This window comes from Rugosimonospora acidiphila (assembly GCF_039543385.1).
GTDB classification, from domain to species: domain Bacteria; phylum Actinomycetota; class Actinomycetes; order Mycobacteriales; family Micromonosporaceae; genus Rugosimonospora; species Rugosimonospora acidiphila.
Window position 1 is genome coordinate 269928 of sequence record NZ_BAABJQ010000007.1, and the last position, 22440, is coordinate 292367.

At 69.9% G+C, this 22440-nt stretch carries 13 protein-coding genes; 9 read left to right on the forward strand and 4 right to left on the reverse strand.

Annotated features, from left to right (window positions below; translation table 11 throughout):
• The first annotated feature begins 9 nt into the window (after positions 1–9).
• Positions 10–1512, forward strand: coding sequence for a CoA-acylating methylmalonate-semialdehyde dehydrogenase (locus tag ABEA87_RS15190; RefSeq protein WP_345630027.1), 1503 nt, complete (start codon positions 10–12; stop codon positions 1510–1512).
• A gap of 107 nt (positions 1513–1619) precedes the next feature.
• Positions 1620–2471 (forward strand): GNAT family N-acetyltransferase, encoded by an 852-nt coding sequence (locus tag ABEA87_RS15195; protein WP_345630029.1) that lies wholly within the window; start codon positions 1620–1622, stop codon positions 2469–2471.
• On the opposite strand, the gene ABEA87_RS15200 is transcribed toward ABEA87_RS15195, so the two are convergent.
• The 4 genes from ABEA87_RS15200 to ABEA87_RS15215 all read right to left on the reverse strand — a co-directional run bounded on the left by ABEA87_RS15200 (position 2444) and on the right by ABEA87_RS15215 (position 10318).
• Positions 2444–2941 (reverse strand): GNAT family N-acetyltransferase, encoded by a 498-nt coding sequence (locus ABEA87_RS15200; RefSeq protein WP_345630031.1) that lies wholly within the window; start codon positions 2939–2941, stop codon positions 2444–2446. The genes ABEA87_RS15195 and ABEA87_RS15200 overlap by 28 nt on opposite strands.
• Positions 2942–3041: 100 nt before the next feature.
• Positions 3042–6140 carry an alpha-mannosidase gene (locus ABEA87_RS15205; protein ID WP_345630033.1) on the reverse strand — a complete coding sequence of 1033 codons (3099 nt, stop codon included), beginning with the start codon at positions 6138–6140 and terminating at the stop codon, positions 3042–3044.
• 23 nt (positions 6141–6163) lie between these two features.
• Positions 6164–8944, reverse strand: a complete 2781-nt coding sequence (locus ABEA87_RS15210; protein ID WP_345630034.1) for a glycoside hydrolase family 38 N-terminal domain-containing protein — start codon at positions 8942–8944, stop codon at positions 6164–6166.
• Between the two features lie 102 nt (positions 8945–9046).
• Positions 9047–10318, reverse strand: coding sequence for an ROK family transcriptional regulator (locus ABEA87_RS15215; protein WP_345630035.1), 1272 nt, complete (start codon positions 10316–10318; stop codon positions 9047–9049).
• 203 nt (positions 10319–10521) lie between these two features.
• On the opposite strand from ABEA87_RS15215, the gene ABEA87_RS15220 reads away from it, so the two are divergent.
• The 7 genes from ABEA87_RS15220 to ABEA87_RS15250 all read left to right on the forward strand — a co-directional run bounded on the left by ABEA87_RS15220 (position 10522) and on the right by ABEA87_RS15250 (position 22393).
• A complete protein-coding gene (locus tag ABEA87_RS15220; protein WP_345630037.1) occupies positions 10522–11454 on the forward strand; it encodes a carbohydrate ABC transporter permease in 933 nt (310 codons plus the stop codon).
• Between the two features lie 10 nt (positions 11455–11464).
• Entirely contained in the window at positions 11465–12430 is a 966-nt protein-coding gene (locus tag ABEA87_RS15225) for a carbohydrate ABC transporter permease (protein WP_345630039.1), read from the forward strand.
• Positions 12431–12503: 73 nt separating this feature from the next.
• Entirely contained in the window at positions 12504–13856 is a 1353-nt protein-coding gene (locus tag ABEA87_RS15230) for an ABC transporter substrate-binding protein (RefSeq protein ID WP_345630041.1), read from the forward strand.
• Positions 13857–13889: 33 nt separating this feature from the next.
• Positions 13890–16301 carry a glycoside hydrolase family 95 protein gene (locus ABEA87_RS15235; RefSeq protein WP_345630042.1) on the forward strand — a complete coding sequence of 804 codons (2412 nt, stop codon included), beginning with the start codon at positions 13890–13892 and terminating at the stop codon, positions 16299–16301.
• A 33-nt stretch (positions 16302–16334) separates the two neighbouring features.
• Positions 16335–18149 (forward strand): right-handed parallel beta-helix repeat-containing protein, encoded by a 1815-nt coding sequence (locus ABEA87_RS15240; RefSeq protein ID WP_345630044.1) that lies wholly within the window; start codon positions 16335–16337, stop codon positions 18147–18149.
• Positions 18146–19456 (forward strand): sulfatase-like hydrolase/transferase, encoded by a 1311-nt coding sequence (locus tag ABEA87_RS15245; RefSeq protein WP_345630046.1) that lies wholly within the window; start codon positions 18146–18148, stop codon positions 19454–19456. The genes ABEA87_RS15240 and ABEA87_RS15245 overlap by 4 nt, the downstream gene beginning before the upstream one ends.
• Before the next feature lie 66 nt (positions 19457–19522).
• Positions 19523–22393: a glycoside hydrolase family 2 TIM barrel-domain containing protein gene (locus tag ABEA87_RS15250; RefSeq protein WP_345630047.1), complete on the forward strand. Its 2871-nt coding sequence runs from the start codon at positions 19523–19525 to the stop codon at positions 22391–22393.
• Positions 22394–22440: the final 47 nt, after the last annotated feature.

Genomic DNA, 22440 nt, shown 5'->3' on the forward strand with positions numbered 1-22440 from the left:
GAAGACACCGTGAAGACCGTGCGACACTGGATCGCGGGCGCGTCCACCCCAGGTACCTCCCACCGATTCGCACCAGTGTTCAACCCCGCCACCGGACAACAACAAGCCCAGGTCGCACTGGCCGACAACACCGACGTTGATGCGGCCGTGCGGGCCGCCGCCACCGCGTTCCAGTCGTGGCGGGAAGCCTCACTGACCCGCCGGGCCGGGGTGCTGTTCGCGTTCCGGGAACTCCTACATCACAACATCGACCGCCTCGCCGCGATCATCACCGACGAACACGGCAAGGTACTCGCCGACGCGCGCGGCGAAGTCATCCGCGGCCTAGAGGTTGTCGAGTTCGCCTGCGGCATCCCACATCTGCTCAAAGGCGACTACTCCGACCAGGTATCCACCGCGGTCGACTCATTCAGCTTCCGCCAACCACTGGGCGTGGTCGCCGGCATCACCCCGTTCAACTTTCCCGCCATGGTCCCCGCCTGGATGTACCCGATCGCCATCGCCTGCGGCAACACCTTCGTGCTCAAGCCCAGCGAACGCGACCCCTCCGCGTCCAGCCTCATCGCCGAACTCTGGGCCGAGGCCGGCCTGCCCGACGGCGTGTTCAACGTCATCAACGGCGACAAAACCGCCGTCGACGCGCTCCTCGACCACCCGGACGTCGCCGCGGTATCGTTCGTCGGCTCCACCCCCATCGCCCGATACGTCCACCAACGCGCCACCACCAACGGCAAACGCGTCCAAGCCCTCGGCGGGGCGAAAAACCACGCCGTCGTCATGCCCGACGCCGACCTCGACTACACCGCCGACCACCTCGTCGCAGCCGCCTACGGCTCCGCCGGCGAACGATGCATGGCCGTCTCCGTCGCCGTCGCCGTCGGCGACGCCGCCGAATCCCTCATCAAAACCCTCCAGGCCAAAACCGCCGAGGTACGGGTCGGACCGGGAACCCAGCCAGGCACGGACATGGGACCCATCGTCACCGAACAAGCACGCGACCGCATCCGCGGCTACGTCGACCGCGGCGTCGAAGCGGGCGCCACGCTGATAGTCGACGGCCGAGACTTGACCGTGACCGGCCACGAACAAGGCTTCTTCATCGGACCCAGCCTCCTGGACCAAGTCACCCCCGACATGGAGGTCTACCGGGATGAGATTTTCGGGCCGGTGTTGGCCGTGGTCCGAGTCCCCGACCTGGACAGCGCGATCACGCTGATCAACAACAGCCCGTTCGGCAACGGTACGGCCATCTTCACCGCCGATGGCGAAGCCGCACGCCGGTTCCAGCGCTCGGTCACGGTCGGCATGATCGGCGTCAACGTCCCGATCCCCGTACCCATGGCCTACTACTCCTTCGGCGGCTGGAAAGACTCCCTGTTCGGCGACAAGCACGTCCACGGCGCCGAGGGCATCTCCTTCTACACCAAAGCCAAAACAGTCACCACCCGCTGGCCCAGCCCCACCCACCCGACCACCAGCCAGGCGAACTACAGCTTCCCCACGAACTCCTAGGCCGGTGGGGATTGTGTCAGCAAAACCGATCCGGTGATGGGGTAAGAAAAGTCGCCGGGGGTGATGCCGACCGGAGCCGCGTCGCGCCCATGAGAGATCATGGCGCGATGCGCCCGGACGAATGGCACCTCACCGAAGACGTCGACGCCTTCTTGGCGAGAGCCGGGGACTTCCTGCGTTCGCGCCCCGCCCTGCACAACACGCAGCTCACCACCGTCGAAAGACTGCGAACCCGTGGGGACGCGGCCGGCACCGAGGCCACCGTCTTCGGCTGGCTGGAGTCGGGGGGCGAGGTCCGCGCCGTCTTCTATCGGCGCGCGACCCGCCGCCTGACCCTCACCCCCCTCGCGCCCGAGCAGGCCGACACCCTCGCCGCCCACCTGGCCGACCTCGGCCACCCCCTCGCGGCCGTCATCGCGGACCACGACACCGCCACCGCCTTCGCCGAGGCCTGGCGGCGGCACGTGGGCGCGGAGTCGGTGCGCGGCTGGGCGGCCCGTCTCTACCGGCTCGGCACGCTCACCCCGCCTGAGCCGTGCCCGGACGGTCGTGGTCGAGTCGTGGACGACCGTGAGCAGATCATCCGGTGGTGCGGTGAGTTCGTCGCCGCCGTCGGAGAGATGCCCGCCGACTCCTGGGCCGACTCGCGCTTCGCGGACAAGCACTTCACGTTCTGGGAGAGCCCGGACGGCACTCCCGTCTCGATGGCGGGCTCGACGTCGATGGTCGCCGGCATGGTCCGGGTGGATCCCGTCTACACCCCGGCCCGCCTCCGGGGCCGCGGGTACGCGGGCGCCGTGACGGTCGAGGTGAGCGAGGCCGCCCTGGCCGCGGGTGCCACGGACGTCGTGCTGTTCGCGGACCCGACCAACTCCACCAGCAACGCTCTCTACCAGCGGATCGGATACGTCCCGGTCACCGACTTCACCGGCTACGACTTCTCACAAGGCGCACCGTGACCAAGCCGCGCCGGCACCTCGGGTACGGCCGGGGCCGGCGCGCGCACCATGAACACATCCACCGGATCCTCGGTCTCCAGTGTGAATCCGTGCCGTTCGTACAGCCGCCGGGCCGGACTGCCCCGCAGTACGTTCAGCCGGACCAGGATGCCCTCGCGGTCGCACTGCCCCAACAACCCACGCAGCACAGCCGTACCGATGCCGCTGCCCTGCAGGTGCGGGGCCAGGTAGAAATGCTCCAGCCAGTGGGCGTCCTCGGCCGGCCGCAGCGCCACGCATCCGGCGAACGCACCAGCCGACTCGATCACCCAGGTATGGGCCGGCGCGAACCCGTCCCGCAGTCTTTGCCGTACCCGCTGCTCGTCGTACCGTCCGAGCCGCTCCAGATCCGCCCGTAGCACCACGGCCCGCAACTCGGCCGCCGCCTCGATGTCCGCCGCCGAGGCCGGCCGAATCTCCCAGTCCGCCATGATCGTCAGACTACCGCGCCAGACTTTTCCGGCCTTGTTGATCTCCTGGCTTCGCGAACCCGCGAATCGAGAGACCGAGCCGGAGGCAGCCATAATGTGGTCACGGACGCGGACTCGTGGCCGCAGCCGGATCGGCCGAGCGCCGGATCCGCAGGGTCACCAGCTCGAACGGGCGCAGCGTGAGCGCGCAGGACTCTTCCTCCGCGCCCCAGCGCGGGACATCCGCCTCGGGCTCTTCGAGCAGGTTCGTGCGCACGATCTCCTCAAAGGCGAACCGCGGGTACGCGCGCACCGACGCTCGTTGCCCCAGGGACTCGTACAGTCGCACCACCACGTCGCCGGAGCCGTCGTCGGCGAGCTTGATCGTGTCGATCAGGACGCCGGCGCCGTCGAGCGCCACCAGCGGCTCGACGTCGCGGTGGCCTTCGATCTCGCGTACCGGGAATGCGAGGTCGTAGCCGAGCTCCACCGCGCGGGCGATGTCGGCGCCGACCGCGAGCACCGTGACGAACGAGTGCCTGCCCTGGTCGGTTTCCGGGTCGGGGTACAGCGGACCGCGAAGCAGGGTTTCGCGCACGATCGTGAGGGCGCCGTCCGCGTCGCGACCGCGAACGACGTCGTGGCCGTAGACGGTGGCGTTGGCGACGGCCACCCCGTACCCGCCCTCGGCGACGTGCAGCCAGCGGTGGGCGCAGATCTCGAACTTCGCCTCATCCCAGCTCGTGTTCGTCGTCGTGGGCCGGGTGAGGTGGCCGAACTGCGTCTCCGCGGTGGACGCCACCGCGTCCAGTCGCAGCGGAAAGGCGAGCTTGAGCACCTTCTCCCGTTCGTGCCAGTCGACGTCGGTCTCGATGCGGATCGCTTCGCTGCCCCGGGTGAGGATGATGCGCTGCTCGACCGTCGAGCCGTGGAACCGCCGGCGCACCACGAGACGCGCCGCCGCCCCGCCCGCCTCGACGAGTTCCACCTCGGTGGGGCCGTCGAGGTCTTCGGTCGTGTTCCGGTAGTGCTCGTCGAGGTCCCAGGCGTCCCATTCGGCCGGCAGGTCGCGGTGCAGTTGCAGGAGGTTGCCCGGCCGCGCGGCGGTCAGCAGGTCGCGGCCGTCGCGCAGGTCGCGCAGCCCGATGATGAGGCCGCGTTCGTCCACCACGAGGCGTACCCGATCGTTCTCCACGGTTGTCGTGCCATCGACGACGCGGGTCGTGACCGGCTGCCCCTGCGGCGCGGCGCCGGCCGCCGCGGCGAGGGCGGGGACGCCTTCGCGTGAGAGCGGCGACGCGTTGAACCGCACCATCCGGTCTCCGGTCCCGGCGAGCGTGGACTGTGCCGTCGCGATGAGCTCACGCAGCGTGGCGGCGATCTCCTCGTGCATCCGCACCGCCTCCCGATGTACCCAGGAGATCGCGGAGCCGGGAAGGATGTCATGGAACTGCAGGAGCAGGACCCGGCGCCAGGCGTCCGCGAGCAGTTCGGCGGGGTAGGCGGCACCGGTGCGCACGGACGCGGTCGCCGCCCAGAGCTCCGCCTCGCGCAGCAGGGACTCCGAGGTGCGGTTGCCGTGCTTGGTGCGCGCCTGCGAGGTGTAGGTGCCCCGGTGCAGTTCGAGGTACATCTCCCCCTTCCACACCGCGAGTTCGGCGGGGTCGGCCTCGGCCTGCGCCTCGCGGAAGAAGCGGGCGGGGGAGGACAGCTCGACCCGGGGAACGCCTTCGAGGTCCGCGCTGCGACGGGCGGCGCTGACCATTTCGCGGGTGGGACCGCCCCCGCCGTCGCCCCACCCGAACGGCGCGAGCGAGCTCGTGTGGGTCAGGTGGTCGGCGAAGCGTTGCTCGGCCCAGCGCAACTCCTCGGGTACGAGTCGCGAGTTGTACGTCTCGATCGGCGCCATGTGGGTGAACAGCGACGAGCCGTCGTGGCCTTCCCACCGGAAGGTGTTGTGCGGCATGGCGTTGACGCGGTTCCACGACAGCTTCTGGGTGAAGAACCACTGGGCGCCGGCGCCCCTGGCGATCTGGGGGAGCGCCCCGGTGTACCCGAAGCTGTCGGGCAGCCAGACCTCCTCGCACCGCACCTCGAACTCGGCCTCGAAGAATCGCTGGCCGAAGGTGAACTGGCGCACCAGCGACTCGCCCGACGGCATGTTCGTGTCGGACTCGACCCACATCCCGCCCACCGGAATGAACCGGCCCTCGGCGACGCGCTGCCTGATCCGCTCGAACAGCGCCGGGTAGTCCCGCTTGATCCACGCCAGCTGCTGCGCCGAGGAGCAGGAGAAGACGAAGTCCGGGTCGCGGTCCATGAGGTCGAGGACGTTGGAGAAGGTACGCGCGCACTTGCGTACCGTCTCGCGCAGCGGCCACAGCCAGGCGGTGTCGATGTGCGCGTGCCCGGTGGCGTGGATGCGGTGCGCGCTCGCGTGCGCCCGCTTCGCCAACTCCGGACGCAGCACCGCCCGCCCCGCCGCGGCGGTGCCGGACACGTCGTCGGGGTCGACTGTCTCGATCATGCGCTCAAGCGCGCGGGCGATCCGCCAGCGGCGAGGCTCGGTGTCGGGCAGCTCGCGCATGAGGCCGAGGAGCACGGCGGTGTCCTGCACCAGCTCGTACACCTCGAGGTCGAGCAGGGCGAGGTCGGCGGCGCGAAGCCGGTAGATGGGCTCCTCGCCCGCGGTCTCCCACGATCCCAGCGGGGTGGGGGCGAAGGTGACGCAGTCGCCCCCGGCGACGTTCGGGTTCGCGGCGGCCTCGACCCAGAAGTCGATGGCCTCACCGGCGTTGCGGTCAAAGGGCACGTGGTGGTTGAGGGGCGAGATCCCCTTGACCGGTGCGCCGTCGAGCGAGAAGGCGAGACCTTCGGCCTGGAACCCGGGCTGCGCCTGGCTGAAGCCGAGGTCGACGATGGCCTCCAGGCTGGTACCGGCGCGCAGCGCGCCGTCGCGGGCCCATTCGGCCGGAACGACACCGTGCAGCCGCATCCACACGGTGTCCCAGGCGCGTCCCCACGCCGAGCCGACCGGCAGCGGCGCGAGTTCGCCGGTGGTACCCACCTCGAATGGCACCGGTTCGCCTCCGACCACGCGGTGCGTGACGTCGAGCGCGACCCGCGCCCGGTACAGCCGGGGCCGGAGCTTGCCGGCCACGAAGCGGTCGACGCGGTCCTCGATCTGCCGGGTGCGGGATTTCTGGTGGCCTTGCAGCATGGTTCTCCTTCAGGCGGCGGCGGCTAGAAGTCCGCCGGGTTCCAGCCGCGCAGCACGATGCTGCGAATTTCCCAGGGCGCGAGCCGCAGCTCGTGGCGGCCCTCCGTCGCCGGCTGCGTGCCGAGCGGCCCACCGAGCAGGTCGATCGTCTCGACCTCGGTGAACGGGCCGGTCACGGTGGCCGCGACCGGGCCGTCGCTCATCGCCACGAGCCGGACCTCGATGCCGTTGTCTGTGCGTCGGATCGTGCTCACCGCTACCCCCGCGCCGTCGACCCGCACGCCGCCGGGCAGGGCGGGCAGTCGCGCGTCGCCGCCCGTGCCGCGCAGGACGAGCGCCTCGCCGCGGAAGTGCGCCGAGCGGCGGACCGCCTGCGCGCGCTGCCATCCCTGCGGGGACAGCACCACGCCGAACCGGGCGGTGATGGTCTCGCCGAGCGACTGTGCCCCCGGCGCCGGAATCTCGCTGGCGGCGGGCTCGTCACGGAACGGATGCACGTTTCGACTGATCGAGCCGACGGCGCGCAGTACCGTGAGCGCCAATTCCTCGCCGTCGACGACCTCGTACTCGGTTGCGTGATCCAGCAGCACGGTGACCGGTCCGGCGCAGACGAAGCCGTGCGCCGGGTAGGTCGGGATCGGATGCTCGCCCCAGCCGCCCTCGGCGGTCAGCGGTCGCCGGGTCACGGCGAACTGGCCCTCGGAGGCCGATTCGTCCACCCGGTACGGCAGCGGGATGTGCATCCGCAGGCGGTGGTCGCGCATCTCGTTGACGAAGGAAACGGTCAGCCGCAACATGTCTTCGCCGCGGCGCAACTCGCCGATGGTCTCGATCCGCAGCGTCTCCCGGGCCGCGCCGCGCCGGTCCGGGGCGTCGGAGAGGCCCTGGGGGATCGGGTAGTCGCGGGTCACCCGGATCGCCCAGCGGACCGGGCCGGTCTCGACGACCTCGACGGCGACCGCCGTCGGCTCATCGACGAGTTCGTCCTCGGCGGGCGGCCCGTAGTTGTAGCTGTCGCCCCGATCGCCGCCGTCGACCAGCCGGCCGATCCCCGACTGTTGCGTGCCATCCGCCGCGTGCAGCGTGAAGGTACCGTCCGTCGCCACCTCGACCCGGACGCGACCGTTGTCGACGACCGGTCTGGGTCGCGGCACGGCGCCAGACGCGCCGGGCCAGTCCGGTCGGACAACCCGCCCGTCGGCTCCGGAGGCGGCCGCGGGCGGATCGACCTCGGGCGCGGCGGCGACCATGAACGACGTCGCGCCGGACGCCTGCACCGGCACCGCGACCAGGGCGCGGTGCACGGGCGCCGTGGTGGTCAGCACGCGCCAGGGTCCGGGGTGCGCCGCGGTCGCGGCGGCGACGGCGACCCGCAGTTCAAGCAGGTCGAACGGCTCGGGGCCGGCGTCCTCGGCCAGGCGGAAGGTGAGCTGCCCGGGCTCGAGTTCGACGGACACGATCTGTCGCCCGAACAGCTCGCGACGGTGGATGCGGCGCAGCACGCGCTCGAGTTCGGCGGCGTCGAATCTCTCGTCGCCGAGTACCGTGCCGGTGGCGGACAGCAGTTGCAGCGGGAGTTCTCGCCCACCGGCGGTCCGGGCGCGCAGCGAGGCTGCCGGCGCGGTCGCCTCAAGGTCGATCTCGGCGAGCATCTCCCGCGGGAAGGGCAGGGTGTTGACCGCGAGGTGTCCGCTCGTCGGAACCCGGGCCGCCAGCGACGCCAGCACGCCACCCCGCACGGCGCGGGCGATCTGGGTCGCCTCCGCCAGTCGCGCGGCGACCTGGTCGCTCGTCTCGTCCGTGCCGGAGCCGACCACGGAGTCGTGTGCCGTCGACTCGATGATTTTGTGCCACGCCCGCCTCAGGTAGGCGTCCTCCGGCCCGGTGCCCCAGGCCGCGAGCACCCGCTCGGCCTCGTCGATGGTGTGTTCGGCCCGAGCCATCGCCTGCTTGAGGTCGCGGCGTACGGAAAGCACGCCGGGCAGGATGTTGCCTCGCGCGTGGCTGCGCAGTTCACCGCGCACCAGTGAGAGGGGACCGCGCGTCGGCACCCCGTCGAGGTACTCCGCGAGCGTGGCCACCGCGATGCGGCGATCGGGGCGGGCCGCGGCGCGCAGCCAGTCGAGCAGCCGTCGGTCCGGCACGGTGTGGTCGGTGCCCGCCATCGCGAGAACCGGGTCGTCGCCCCACCGCTTAGCGCTGATCGCCGCGTAGTCGTCAAGGGCGCGGCCGATCGCGTCGGGTACGAGAAGCACGTCGAGGCCGTTGTCGTAGCCGTCGAAGAGGTACTCGGTGAGCACGGTCGATCCATCGGGAGACTGCCACTCGAAGCGGTGACCCTCGACCGAGGCCGGGACTCCCCGCCACAGAGCCGCCTGGTCGATCCCGGCACGGCGCAGGATCTGGGGCATCTGCGCGATGTGGCCGAACATGTCGGGCAGGTAACCCACCGGCATGGCAGCGCCCAGAGCCCGTGCACCCTCGACGCCGAGGCGCAGGTTACGCACGATCGTCTCGCCGCCGCAGAGGAACTCGTCGAGCAGGATGAGCCACGGCCCCAAGGCGAGCCGACCCTGCTCGACCAGCCGTCGTACCCGCTCGCGGTTCTCCGGCCGGATCTCAAGGTAGTCCTCGATCGCCGCCGTCTGTCCGTCGAGGGTGAATCGAAACTCGGGATCGGCTTCGGCGGCCTCGAGCAGGCGGTCGAGTTCGGTCACGAGCCGGTGGCGAAACACCTGGAAAGGTTCGTACCACTCGCGGTCCCAGTGGGTGTGTGGCACGAAGACGGCGTCGGACTCATTCAACGGCGAGAGAGTAGAAGGGCGGACGGGGCCAGGGGAGGGCATAAACGGGATCCACTCAGCACGGAACAGGCGGGGTTCGACCTGAAGGTCAAGATTATCTAATCAGAGTGTTGAAAATCGTGCAACAGCCTCGTCCGGGTTGCGGATGCGCAGTGCCTCCGCCCGCGGCGAGAACGAGTCGTCCAGCACGAGGGTGGCGGCACCCACCGCGGCGACATCGCTGGCGATGGCCGACTCGCTGAAGCGAATGCGATGGGGCACCACGAGCCCGGGGTCGGAATGCACCGCGTCGGGCAGTGTTGTCAGGGCAAAAGGCGCGATCTGCGGCCAGAACGGGCCGCCGAACACGACTTCTCCGACGTCGAGCAGGTCGACGACGACGACCACGGCGCGGGCGATGTGGCGGGCGGCGCCGGTGAGAATCTCCATCGCCTGCGCGTCGCCGACGGCGGCCGCATCGGCCAGGAGGCCGAACGCGGTGCCCACCTGCAACACATCGGCGGTGTCGCCGACCTGAGCCCCGGTCAGCACGCCATCACGCACCGCCTGTTCGACCAGTGCCCGGGGCACCGTCACGACGCCGACGCAGCCGCGCCGACCGCAGGCGCAGATGGGTCCATCGGGGTCGACCGAGATATGGCCGGCGTCACCGGCGTTGGAACTCACCCCGCGAACGGCCGAGCCGGCGATGGCGATGCCGGTCGCGAAGCCCGTCCCGTAATACACGAAGGCGAAGTCGCGTCGCTCGTCCGGCTCGCTGAACCACAACTCGGACACCACCGCGGCCGTGGCGTCCTTCTCGATGAGCACCGGCAGGCCGGTGACGATACTCAGCGCCCTTCGCAGCTCTACCCGATGCCACCCGGGCAGCATCGGAGGGTTGAGCACGACGCCCGTCTCCGGGTCGATCGGCCCCGGCGACGCCACGCCGATGCCGAGGACTTTGGCACGATCGACGCCCGCGCTCAGCAGGAGAGCGTCGAGCCGGGCCGCCATCTCTCCCACCACTTTTGCCGCGTTCTGCACCGTGGGGGTTGCTGTACGCATTCGTTCGCGCACTCGTCCGGCAAGGTCGATCAGTACATAGGTGACCACAGCGGGGTCGATGTGCACGCCGACCGCGAATCCGCCATCTGGGTTCAGGGTCAGGATTTTCGGTGGCTTGCCTCGGCCTCTGGCCGGTGCCGCCTCCTCGGTGACGAGCCCGGCCTCAACGAGCCTTCGGCATACGTTGGAAACCGTCATACCGCTGAGGGCCGTGAGCGTGGAGATCTCGGTGCGGGCCACGCCCGACGGGTGGCGCCGAATCGCATCGAGGACGACAGCTACGTTGAACTCAGCGAGAGCGCCCAGGTTGACCCCGGTACCACTCATCCGCGCGTGTCCTCTCGTTCTGCCACTGGATGTCGCTCTGCCACAGGATGCTCACAGTAGCGCCCACGGTGCTCACTTTGTCTGCGTGCCTTGCCACACCTGTCTTGGACGCTCCTACCAGCCTGCAGATCTTGACGTGCGCTGCGCAAGCCCCTAAGTTCGGATTAACTAAGCACTGTGTTGAAAATAACGAAGGGACAACGGTGTCCACACTGACACCCTCGCGGCGCTCCGCGCGCGAGTCGAAGTCCGGTCGACGGCATCCGGCCTATCGCGGGCACGCGACCGCTGCCTGGCTGCTCATCACGCCGGCGCTGATCGGGTTCATCCTCTTCGCCGTATACCCGACGCTGCGCGGGATCTACTTCAGCTTCACGACGTACCACATCCTCTCGCCCGCGGTATGGACCGGGCTCGCGAACTTCCGGCAGATGCTCCACGACTCGACGTTCTGGCACTCGCTCCTGGTGACGGTGTACTTCGTCGTCATCAGCGTCGTGATCGGCATCCTGCTCTCGCTCGTCACCGCGGTCGTTCTCCATCGGCTGACGCGATCCACGGTGATCCGCGGGCTGGTCATCCTGCCGTTCCTCATCTCGGGAGTCGTCGCGGCCGTCGTCTGGTCGTGGATGCTCGACCCGCAGCTGGGCATCGTGAACGTCGCGCTCAAGGCGCTGACCGGGCATCGCGTCATATTCCTCGGGTCGAACACGCTCGCCATCCCGACCGTCGCGATGATCAGCGTCTGGAAGTCGATGGGGTACAACGCGATTCTGATTTTCGCGGGACTTCAGACGATCCCTGGCGAGATCTACGAGGCGGCCCGCCTGGACGGGGCGAGCGAGATGAAGATGTTCCGCCGCATCACGGTGCCGTTGCTGCGGCCGATCCTGGCCATGGTCGTGATCCTGGCCGTCATCAGCTCCTTCCAGGTGTTCGACATCGTGCAGGTGGCGACCCAGGGTGGTCCGGCCAACGCCAGCAACGTGCTGCAGATGTACATCTACGACTCGGCGTTCAGCCAGTACAACTTCGGCTACGCGTCCGCGATGTCACTCGCGCTCTTCGCGATGCTCATCATCATCACCTTCATCCAGCTGCGCGTGACCCGCGCCAACGAGTCCGACACGAATTGAGGACAGCGCCGTGTCACAAGTGTCATCGAGCCAGCGAGCCGCGGGTCGACTGCGCATCCCCACGCAGCCGTCCGCGGGCGGACGTCGCGCGTCGACGCAGCCGTCCCGCAGGTCGATCGGTCGCATCGTCGCGTGGGTCTACGTCGCGATCATCCTGATCGTTACGATCTTCCCGTTCTACTGGATCCTCCGGACCGGGTTGTCGTCGAACGACGCCCTGTCCGTGAAGCCGCAGTCGTTGTGGCCGGTCGGCTTCACGCTCAACGGCTTCGAGCGCGTCCTCGGGCTGGTGCACGGCAACGCCACGGGCACGGTGAGCGCGCTCGACACCGGTGACTTCCTGCTGTACCTGCGCAACTCGACGCTCTACGCCGCACTCATGACGGCGTTCGTCGTCTTCTTCTCCACGACCGCGGCGTACGCCTTCGCACGGCTGCACTGGCGGGGCCGGAACCTCATGTTCTCGCTGTTCCTCGTCGCGCTCATGGTGCCGGGCATCATGACGATGCTGCCGAACTTCGTCCTCATCAAGGACCTGGGCCTGCTGAACACGATCCCCGGCCTGATCCTGCCGGGCGCGCTGTTCTCGGCGTTCGACGTCTTCTTCCTCCGGCAGTTCATGCTCGGCCTGCCGAACGAGATCGACGACGCGGCCCGGATCGACGGGGCAGGGCCGATCAAGGCACTGTTCCGCGTCACGATCCCGATGACGGCGGGGCCGATCACCACCCTGTCGATCCTGACCTTCATCAACACCTGGAACGAGTACTTCTGGCCGCTGCTTGTCACCAACGACAAGAGCACTGAGCCCCTCACGGTGGGGCTCGCCTCGTTCCAACAGAACGCCCCGACGGTCGCACCCGACTGGAGCGGGCTCATGGCGGCGACGCTCGTCTCCGCGCTGCCGATGCTCGTCGTGTTCGTCATCTTCGGCCGGCGAATCATCAACTCCATCGGTTTCACCGGCATCCGGTGAGACCGGCGGTGCTCATCGTTTCACAAGCTCCTCTGTTTCACCCCGCACAGCACACCCTACAAGGAGTAACGGAATGAAGCGAAAGTCGCTGACCGCGCTCGTCGCGGTAGCGCTGGCCGGCGTTACGGCCCTTACGGGCTGTTCGTCCGACGGCGGAAAGTCCGCCGACGGCAAGACGGTCATCAACTACTGGAACTGGGACCCGAACATGGTGACCGCCATGGGTGCCTGTGTTCCGGGCTTCGAGCAGGCCAACCCCGGCTACACGGTCAAAATTTCCCGTTACAACGTGCCGGACTACTTCACGAAGCTCACGGCCGACTTCACCGCCGGCAACGCGCCGGACGTGTTCCAGGCCTCGGGTCAGTACTACCCGACCTACATCTCGCAGCACCAGATCCTCGACATCGGTTCGCTGCTCAAGCAGAACAACTACACGAACAACTTCGCCAAGGGCATCGACCCGGTCACGGGAACCGACGGCAACACCTACGGCCTGACCGTGGACTGGAACGCCACCAGCTTCTACTACAACAAGGACATGCTCGCCAAGGCCGGCATCACCGACGCGCAGATGCAGGACCTGACGTGGAACCCCACCGACGGTGGCACCTTCGGCCAGGTCGTCAAGGCGCTCACCGTCGATGACAAGGGCGTGCACGGCAACCAGCCCGGATTCGACCCGAAGCACATCGCGACCTACGGCGTCCAGCTCATGGCCCCGCAGGACCCGAACGGCTCGGAGACGTTCAGCTCGTTCGCCGGCGCCCTCGGCTGGAAGGCGGGCGACACGTTCCCGTACCCGACGCAGATCCCGTACGCGGACCCCCGCTTCAGCCAGACCATGAACTACCTGCGCTCGCTGTCGGACGACGGCTACTCCCCGAAGATCGGCGAGTTCGGCTCGAACACGAGCGTCGAGGACCAGCTCACCAGCGGCAAGGTCGCCATGATGATCCAGGGATCGTGGGACGTGGCCACCTTCGACGGCAACTCGAAGGTCAACGTCGGCGTCGCGCCGCTGGTCAAGGACAGCCAGACCAACAACCGCCTCGTCCAGGTCGGCGGTGACCTCGAGTTCATCTGGCAGGGTTCGAAGCACCAGCAGGCCGCCTACAAGTGGCTGACGTACATGACCTCGGACGCTTGCCAGCAGGCTGCCGCGCAGGCCAACCCGGCCTTCTTCTCGGGCGTCCCGTCGGTGTTCGCCTCGACGGTCAAGCAGGTGGCCGCGAAGGGCATGGACATCTCCGCGTTCAGCGACTACCTCCAGCAGGGTCTGAGCGAGGGCGCCAACTACACCAACGGCGCCGGATTGCAGACGGCGATCGTGCCGGTCTTCCAGCAGTACTGGGAGCACCAGGCTGGCGACAACGTGTTCGCGCAACTGCAGTCGCAGAGCAAGCAGATCATCGCACAGAAGTAAGGTTCATTGAGCGAGATTGAGAGCGGACGCGGGATGGATGAGACTGGCATCGACAGCGACGTTCATCAGATCGTCTTCGACGCCCCCGCGCGGAGTTGGCTTGAGGCCGCGCCGTTGGGCAACGGGCGCCTCGGTGGGCTCGTGCACGGCGGCACCGCGCGGGAGCGCATCTCGCTCAACGACGGAACAGCGTGGTCGGGGGGGCCGGCAAGGGCCCCCCGACCGCCCGTCGACGGGCCGGCGATCGTCGAGCGGGCGCGCGGCCACCTCGCCCGTGGCGAGTACGGCGCCGCGACCCGGGAGGTGCAGCGGATCCAGGCCGGATGGGCGCAGGCCTATCTTCCCTTCGCCGACCTCATCCTCACCCTGACGCCGACCAGTGGGTCCACATCGGACTCTCCAGAAGTCGAGGACGACGGGTACCGGCGCGTCCTGGACCTGCACGACGCGGAGGTCGAGACCCGGTTCCGCCTCGGTGCCGTCGAGGTCCGTCGGCGGGTGTTCGTCTCGGCCCCCGACTCGGTGCTCGTCGTCTCGATCGAGGCCGACGCGCCACTGGACATCGCCGTCGAGTTGACTACCCAACTCGCGACCCTGCGAAGCGAGGCGGGGGAGGGCTCGGCCGAACTGCGCTTCCGGATGCCGTCGGACGTGCCGCCGCCGCACGAGCCGGACCACTCGATCGAGTGGTCCGAGTCGCCGGCCGAGGCCCTGCGCGGCGTCGTGCACGTGCGGCCGGTGCACAACGGGATCGCCTCCTCGCCCGTTGCGGGCGCGCTGACCGTGCGGTCGGCGACCCGGCTCGATCTGGTGGTCGCGACGGCCACGACGTTCGGCGGGATCGCGCGACCGCTGTTGACGGACGACGTGCTGGACGCGGCGGCCGACACGGTCGGCGCGGCGCTGGGTCGGGGCGTCCCGACGCTTCGCCAACGCCACCGCGCCGACCACGCCGAACGGTACGGTCGCGTCTCGCTACGCGTCGGGCCCGGGCCCGGGCCCCGCGACGCTAAGACGGACAACACCGCCGCGCCGGTCGCCACCTGGCACCGGGTCGTGGCGGCGGTCGAGGGCGACGTGCTCGTCGAGGATCCCGGGCTCGCCGTGCTGCTGTTCCACTACGGCCGGTACCTGCTGCTGGCCGGCTCGCGGCCCGGCGGCCTGCCCGCCACCCTGCAGGGGCTGTGGAACACCGAACTGCGCGCGCCGTGGAGTTCGGGCTACACGGTGAACATCAACACCGAGATGAACTACTGGGCGGCCGGCGTCACCGACCTCGCCGAATGCGCCATCCCGTTGCTCGACCTCGTCGAGGCGCTCGCCGTGACGGGTGCCGCCACCGCGCGCGAGTTGTACGGGTCGCCCGGATGGGTGGCCCACCACAACACCGACGCGTGGGGCTACACACCGCCGGTCGGCACGGGCGACGCCGACCCGGCCTGGGCGTTCTGGCCGATGGCCGGAGTCTGGTTGTCGCTGGAGTTGGCGAATCTGGTGCGGTTCGGCGTGCCCGAACTGCTCGGCCGGGTGCGGCCGGTGTTGCGCGGCGCCGCCGAGTTCGCGTTGCGTCAGCTCGTCTCCGTGGGCGACGACGCGCTCGGCACGAGCCCGTCCACGTCGCCGGAGAATCACTTCCACACCCCGGATGGCGGCGTGAGCGCGGTGGGCCAGTCGTCCGCGATGGACCTCGCCCTCATCGCCGCCCTGTTCGACGCCGTCGTCGAGGTCGGCCCCGACGACCCGGCGGATGATCTGCTCGCGAGCGTGCGCCAGGCCCGTGCGATGATCCCCGGCCCGGCGATCGGGCGGGACGGTCTGATCACCGAATGGCACGCCGACCCGCCGCAGGCCGAGCCGCACCACCGTCACCTCAGCCATCTGTGGCCGCTCTACCCCGGTCCGGGCCTCCCGGACGCCCTGCACGCGGCGGCCGGCGCGTCGATCGACGCCCGCGGCGACGAGTCGACCGGTTGGTCGCTGGCCTGGCGGATCGCGCTGCGCGCGCGCCTCAGGCAGCCCGAGCGCGTCGCGCAACTCATCCGGCTGATGCTGCGCCCCGCCCCGCCCGAGCAGATCGGCCAGCGGGCGGGCCTGTACCCCAACCTGTTCGCCGCTCACCCCCCATTTCAGATCGACGGCAACCTCGGGTACGTCGCGGGTGTCGCCGAGGCACTCGTGCAGAGCCACGCCGGCGAGATAGAGCTGTTGCCGGCCGTACCCGCGGCCTGGGCGCGAGGAGCGGTACGGGGACTGGTCGCCCGCCCCGGCGTGCGCGTCGACATCGAGTGGGATGCCGATGAGCACGGCCGCCCGAGGCTGGTGGCCGCGACACTCACCCCACGCGGCGAGCACGCGCGGGCACCGATCACCGTCGTCGCGTACGGCAACCGCCTCGGCATCGACCTGACACACGGGGCCGTCACCCTCGACGGCCACAGCTTCTGAACGTCCATAGCTTCTGAAAAGGACAACCCACCGATGACCGAACCGACCACCACCGCATCCCGTCGCCTGGTCGAGGTGAGCGCCTACGGGGCGGACCCCACCGGGCAGCGGGATTCCTCGGGCGCCGTGCGGGACGCGATCGCCGCGGCCCGCCAGGCGGGCGGTCCCGTCACCATCCGCTTCGCACCCGGCACCTACGCCTTCTGGGCGTCGGCGGCGACCCGCCGCGAGCTGTACGTCTCGAACACCGTCGGCGTCGATCCGCGCTACCGCGAGAAGGCGATCGGCATCCTGCTCGAGGGATTCGACGACGTCGAGATCGACGGGGGCGGTGCGCTGTTCGAATACCACGGCCGTCAGACGACGATCGCCGTGATCGACGGTGGCCGGGCCGACCTGCACGACTTCACCGTCGACATGGTGCAGCCGACCGTTGTCGAGCTGACCGTGCGGCAGGTCGGAATCGCCGAAGGCAGGCCGTTCCGCGTGGTCTCGGTGCCATCCGAAACCGATGTGCGGCCCAACGGCCGCACCGTGACCTGGATGGGCGAGATCGACCCGAGCACCGGCGATCCGGCGTGGACGGGCGAGGGGGCGCTGGACTACTGCCAGGTGCTCGACCCCCGCGCGAACCGTACCTGGCGCACCGAATGCCCACTGTTCGAGCACGTCGAACGGGTCACGTCCACGCCCGACGGCCTGCGCATCGACTACCGGCCTGACGCTGCGGTACCCGGCGATCAGGGGCTGGTCTACCAGCTGCGGCACACCGACCGGGACCACCCGGGCGTGTTCGTCCTGGAGAGCGGATGGGCCCGGTTCCGCGACGTGCGATTCGGGTACCTGCACGGTTTCGGGCTGCTGGCGCAGAGCGGCGGCGACCTGCTCGTACAGGGCTGCACCTTCGCCACCCGTGAGGGCACCGGGCGGACCACGGCCGGCTTCGCGGACTTCGTGCAGGCATCCGGCCTGCGCGGCCAGGTCGTGGTCGAGGACTGCCGGTTCGATGGCGCGCACGACGACGCGATCAACGTGCACGGCCTGTACCTGCGGGTCGACCGGGTCGACGGCGACGAACTCGACGTGTCCTACCCCCATCCGGAGACCGCCGGCTTCCCGCAGTTCTCGGTCGGCGAGCTGTGCGAGATCGTGAAGGTCGACGATGGTGCCGTGGTGGCCACCGGCGTGGAGGTGCTGGCCGTCGACGGGCCGAGCGGGCGGGACCACGCACACGACCTCACCCGCATGCGCATCCGGTGCGCGGGTCCGCTGCCCGAGGCGGTCGCGACCTCGGCGCCCGGCGAGCTGGCCGTGGAGAACATCACCCGCACGCCCGCCGTGACGGTTCGGCGCTCGATCTTCGAGAACCTGCCGACCCGCGGGGCGCTGGTGTCCACGCGCAAGCCGATCCTCATCGAGGACTGCGTGTTCCGGGGGCTCGGCATGGCCGGCGTCCTGATCACCGCCGAGGCCGGCAGCTACTGGGAGACGGGCCCGGTGACCGATTGCACCATTCGGGGCAACCGGTTCGAGGACCTCGGCGGCCCCGCGGTGTTGGTCAGCCCCGGTCAGGTGTCCACCGAGGACGCGTCCATTCATCGCGACATCCGGATCGTCGACAACCAGGTCGACAACTGCGCGCCTTGGCCGCACGACGGCGAGGAGCCGGGCGCCGAGGCTGGCAACTGGATAGTCGATGCGACGAGCGTCGCGAATCTCGTCGTCGCCGACAACACCACGGCCGGAGACGTCCTCTCGGTGCGGCTCGACCACTGCCCGGACGCTCGGGTGAGCGCGGGCTCCGGCGGTCAGATCCGGATCACGGGGCCCGACGCGAAGGCATCATGAAGAACGTCGTCATCATCTACGCCGACGACCTTGGATGGGGTGACGTCGGCTGCAATCAGGACCTCGAGCCCGGGGCCCCGTCGCCGACGCCGTACCTTGACGCCCTGGCGGCGGACGGGGTGCGGTGCACCCAGTGGTACTCGAACTCACCGGTCTGCTCGCCGTCCCGTGCCGCGCTGCTGTCGGGGCGGCATCCCGACGCGACCGGCGTGTCGGAGATCCTGGCCGGCCGGCGGCACTCCAGCGGGCTGCCGACCACGGTGCGCACCATCGCCCGGATTCTGGGCGAGGCGGGATTCGCGACGGGACTGTTCGGAAAGTGGCACCTCGGTACGGCGCCCGAGACCTCACCGAACGCGCACGGGTTCGACGAGTTCTTCGGGTTCCGGGCGGGCTGCGTCGACTACTTCTCGCACATCCACTACTGGGATCGCGGCACCGACCCGGTACACGACCTGTGGGCGGACGACACGGAGGTGTGGCGCAACGGTGAGTACGTCACCGAGGTGATCACGGAACGCGCCGTGGATTTCATCCGCCGCGCCGCCCGTGCCGATCGGCCGTTCCTCGCCTACGTGCCCTACAGCGCACCGCACTATCCGATGCACGCGCCGCAACGCTATCTCGACCGGTTCCCGCAGCTGCCTCCCGACCGTCGAATCATGGCGGCGATGGTGGCCGCCATGGACGACGGGATCGGTGAGATCCTCGCCGCGCTCGACGAGGGGGCGGTCCGGGAGGACACCGTCATCGTGTTCTCCTCGGACAACGGCCCGTCCAGCGAGTCACGTAACTGGCTGGACGGCACGCCGGACCCGTATTACGGCGGCTCCACCGGCGGCTTCCGCGGGCACAAGGGATCCCTGTTCGACGGCGGCATCCGCGAACCAACGATCATCGCGGCTCCCGGTGCCCTGCCGGCGGGCACGGCGTCGCACACGCCGGCGCAGATGATCGACGTCCTTCCCACGGTGCTCGACCTGCTCGGGATCGACCGGGGATCGGAGACCCTCGACGGGCGCAGCAGGCTGGCGCGACTGCGCGGCGCCGGCGGCGCCGACGAGACGCCGCTGTTCTGGCGCTACGGTGACCAGGCGGCGGTGCGTCGCGGCTCGTGGAAGCTCGTGACCCACGGCAGGGACGACCTGGACGGCTCCGTCGTGGAGGACCCGTTCCTCGCCGACCTGGCGAGCGACCCAGGCGAGCGGGTCAACCGGGCGGCGGAGCGCCCGGAGCTCGTCAAGGAACTCGTCCGGGAGCTTGAGGCGTGGCTGGCCGCGACGGCCGACGCCGCGCCGGGCGGCTGATCCGGCCGGTTCGACTATGATCCGGCCGTTCGACTACGACGAGAACGCTAGCTGGGAAAGGGAATCGTGCGTCCACACGACATCGAGGTCATCGCCGCGCCGCGGCTGCGTCCCGCACGTGCCCGCGTCGCCACCGACGCCGCGACCATCTCGCTCGACGGGGCCTGGCGATTCCGGTGGGCGCCCACGCCCGCGACCCCCGCCGCACCCGAGGACGAAGGGAGCGACTGGGCGACCATCGAGGTGCCCGGTCACTGGCAGCTGTACGGCTACGGCGCACCGGCGTACACCAACATCGTGTTTCCCTTCCCGGTCGATCCGCCGCGCGTGCCGGACGAGAACCCCACGGGTGAGTACCGCACGACCTTCGAACTGCCGGCCGACTGGCCGGACGGGCGGACCCTGCTGCGGTTCGACGGCGTCGACTCTTGGTTCCGCGTCTGGGTCAACGGCGTCGAAATCGGCACGTCGTCGGGTAGCCGGCTGACCAGCGAATTCGAGATCGGGCACGCGGTGGCGCCGGGCCAGAACCTGCTCGCGGTGCGGGTGCACCAGTGGAGCTTCGCCAGCTACATCGAGGACCAGGACCAGTGGTGGCTGTCGGGCATCTTCCGGTCCGTCGCCGTGCTGGCCCGGCCGGACGGCGGGATCGACGACGTGTTCGCCGCCACGGGCTACGACCATCGCACCGGCGAAGGCACCCTTCGGCTGGAGGTGCGGGCCGGGGCGGATGCCGTCGCACGGCTCGACGGCGTCGAGGTGACCATCGGCGGGGAGGTTCGCATCCCCGGCGCGCACCCGTGGTCGACGGAGTCCCCGGCGCTGTCCGAGCTCGTCATCACGACCGCCGCGGAGTCGGTGCGGATGCGGATCGGCTTCCGCACCATCGAGGTGGTGGACTCCGTGCTCACCATCAACGGTGCGCCACTGGTTCTGCGGGGCGTCAACCGGCATGACGTCGACACGCGACGAGGCCGCGCGGTGACCGCCGAGGGGATGCGTGCCGACCTCGAGACGATGAAGCGACACAACATCAACGCTGTGCGCACGAGCCACTACCCGCCGGACCCGTACCTGCTGGACCTGTGCGACGAGTACGGGCTGTACGTCATCGAGGAGTGCGACATCGAGACGCACGGCTTCGAGCGCGTGGGCTGGCGCGGCAACCCCTCCGACGACCCGCGATGGGGGCCGGTGTATCTCGACCGCGTCCGTCGCATGGTCGAGCGTGACAAGAACCACGCGAGCGTGGTGATGTGGTCGCTCGGCAACGAGGCGGGCTGGGGCCGCAACCTCGCCGCGAACGCGGACTGGGTGCACGCGCGCGACACCACGCGCCTCGTGCACTACGAGGGCGATGCCGAGTGCGAGCGCGTCGATGTCTACAGCCGCATGTACGCGACCCACGACGAACTGGAGGCCATCGGGGCGGGCCGGGAACCGCGGCTGGCCGACCCCGCACGCGACGCGCGGCGCCGGACGCTGCCGATGATGCAGTGCGAGTACGGGCACGCCATGGGCAACGGCCCGGGCGGCCTGGCCGACTACGAGCACATCATCGACCGGTACCCGCGGCTGGCCGGCGGCTTCATCTGGGAGTGGGTCGACCACGCCCTCGTCGGACCCGACGGCGGATACCGCTACGGCGGTGATTTCGGTGAGCGCGTGCACGACGGATCGTTCGTCGTCGACGGGCTGCTGTTCCCGGATCGCTCGCCCTCGCCGGGGCTCGCCGAGTTCGCGGCGGTCATCGCGCCCATCCGTTTCGAGCGGGTGCCCGACGGCGTGCGGATCGTCAACCGGACCGCGTTCACCGATTCGGACGCCTGGCGGTTGCGGTGGAGCCTCGAGCACGACGGCATCGAGACGGCCTCGGGCGAGTTCGCGGCGCCGGTGATCGGGCCCGGACGCGCGGCCACCGTCGCACTGCCCCCCGAGGCGCTTGCGGTGCCCGACGGCGATGGCGCGGGGGAGAGCTGGCTCACGCTGCGCGCGGAACTCGCCGCGGCCACGGGGTGGGCGCCGGCCGGCCACGTCGTCGCGACCTCGCAGCTGCCCTTGCGGGCCTCTCGCCCCAGGACGTTCGCCGCCCCGATCCGCGCACCCCGCACCTCGCGCGACGACGTCACGGTCGGCGGCGCCACGTTCACGGCCGATGGCGCGCTCCGCTCGCTCGGCGGCGTCTCGGTCGCACATGCCGGGCTCGTCGCCTGGCGCGCGCCGACCGAGAATGATCGCCGCCCGGGTCTCGACGAGAGCGCGGCGATGGAGCAGGTCTGGCGCGAGGAGGGGCTGGACCGGCTCGTCGAGCAGGTGGTGTCGGCGCAGGTCGACGGCGACGAATTCGTGGTGCGCACACGGGCGATGGCGATCGGCCTGGACTCCGGGTTCGACACCTGGGCACGGTGGGCCGACACGGCCGAGGGCGTGCGGCTGCGCTGGTACGTCGAGCGGCTCGGCGAGTGGCGCACGCCGCTCCCACGGCTCGGCCTCGTGATCGCACTGCGTGACGACGATGCGCCGGCGCGCGAGGTGCGCTGGTTCGGCCTCGGTCCGGGCGAGTCGTACCCCGACTCGCTCGCGGCGGTGCGGGTCGGGCGCTGGAGGACGACCGTCGCCGCGCTCCAGACGCCGTACGTCGTCCCTCAGGAGAACGGCAACCGCTCGGCGGTGCGCTCGGCGTCGATCGACACCCCCGCCGGGGCGCTCGCGATCGACCTGGCCAGCCCGGTGAACTTCGCCGTGCGTCCGTGGTCGACCGAGGCGCTGGAGCGTGCAACCCACTGCGACCAGCTCGTACCGGATGGTCTTCTGTGGGTGCACCTCGACCTCGGGCAGAACGGGCTCGGCTCCGCCGCCTGCGGCCCCGGCGTACGCCCGGACGACGCCTTCGTGACCGCCGGTGGCGAGATCGAGGTGTTGTTCCAACTCGGGTGAGCTACGGCTGGTCACGCCTCCACCTCAAGATCCGCGAATCCACCGCG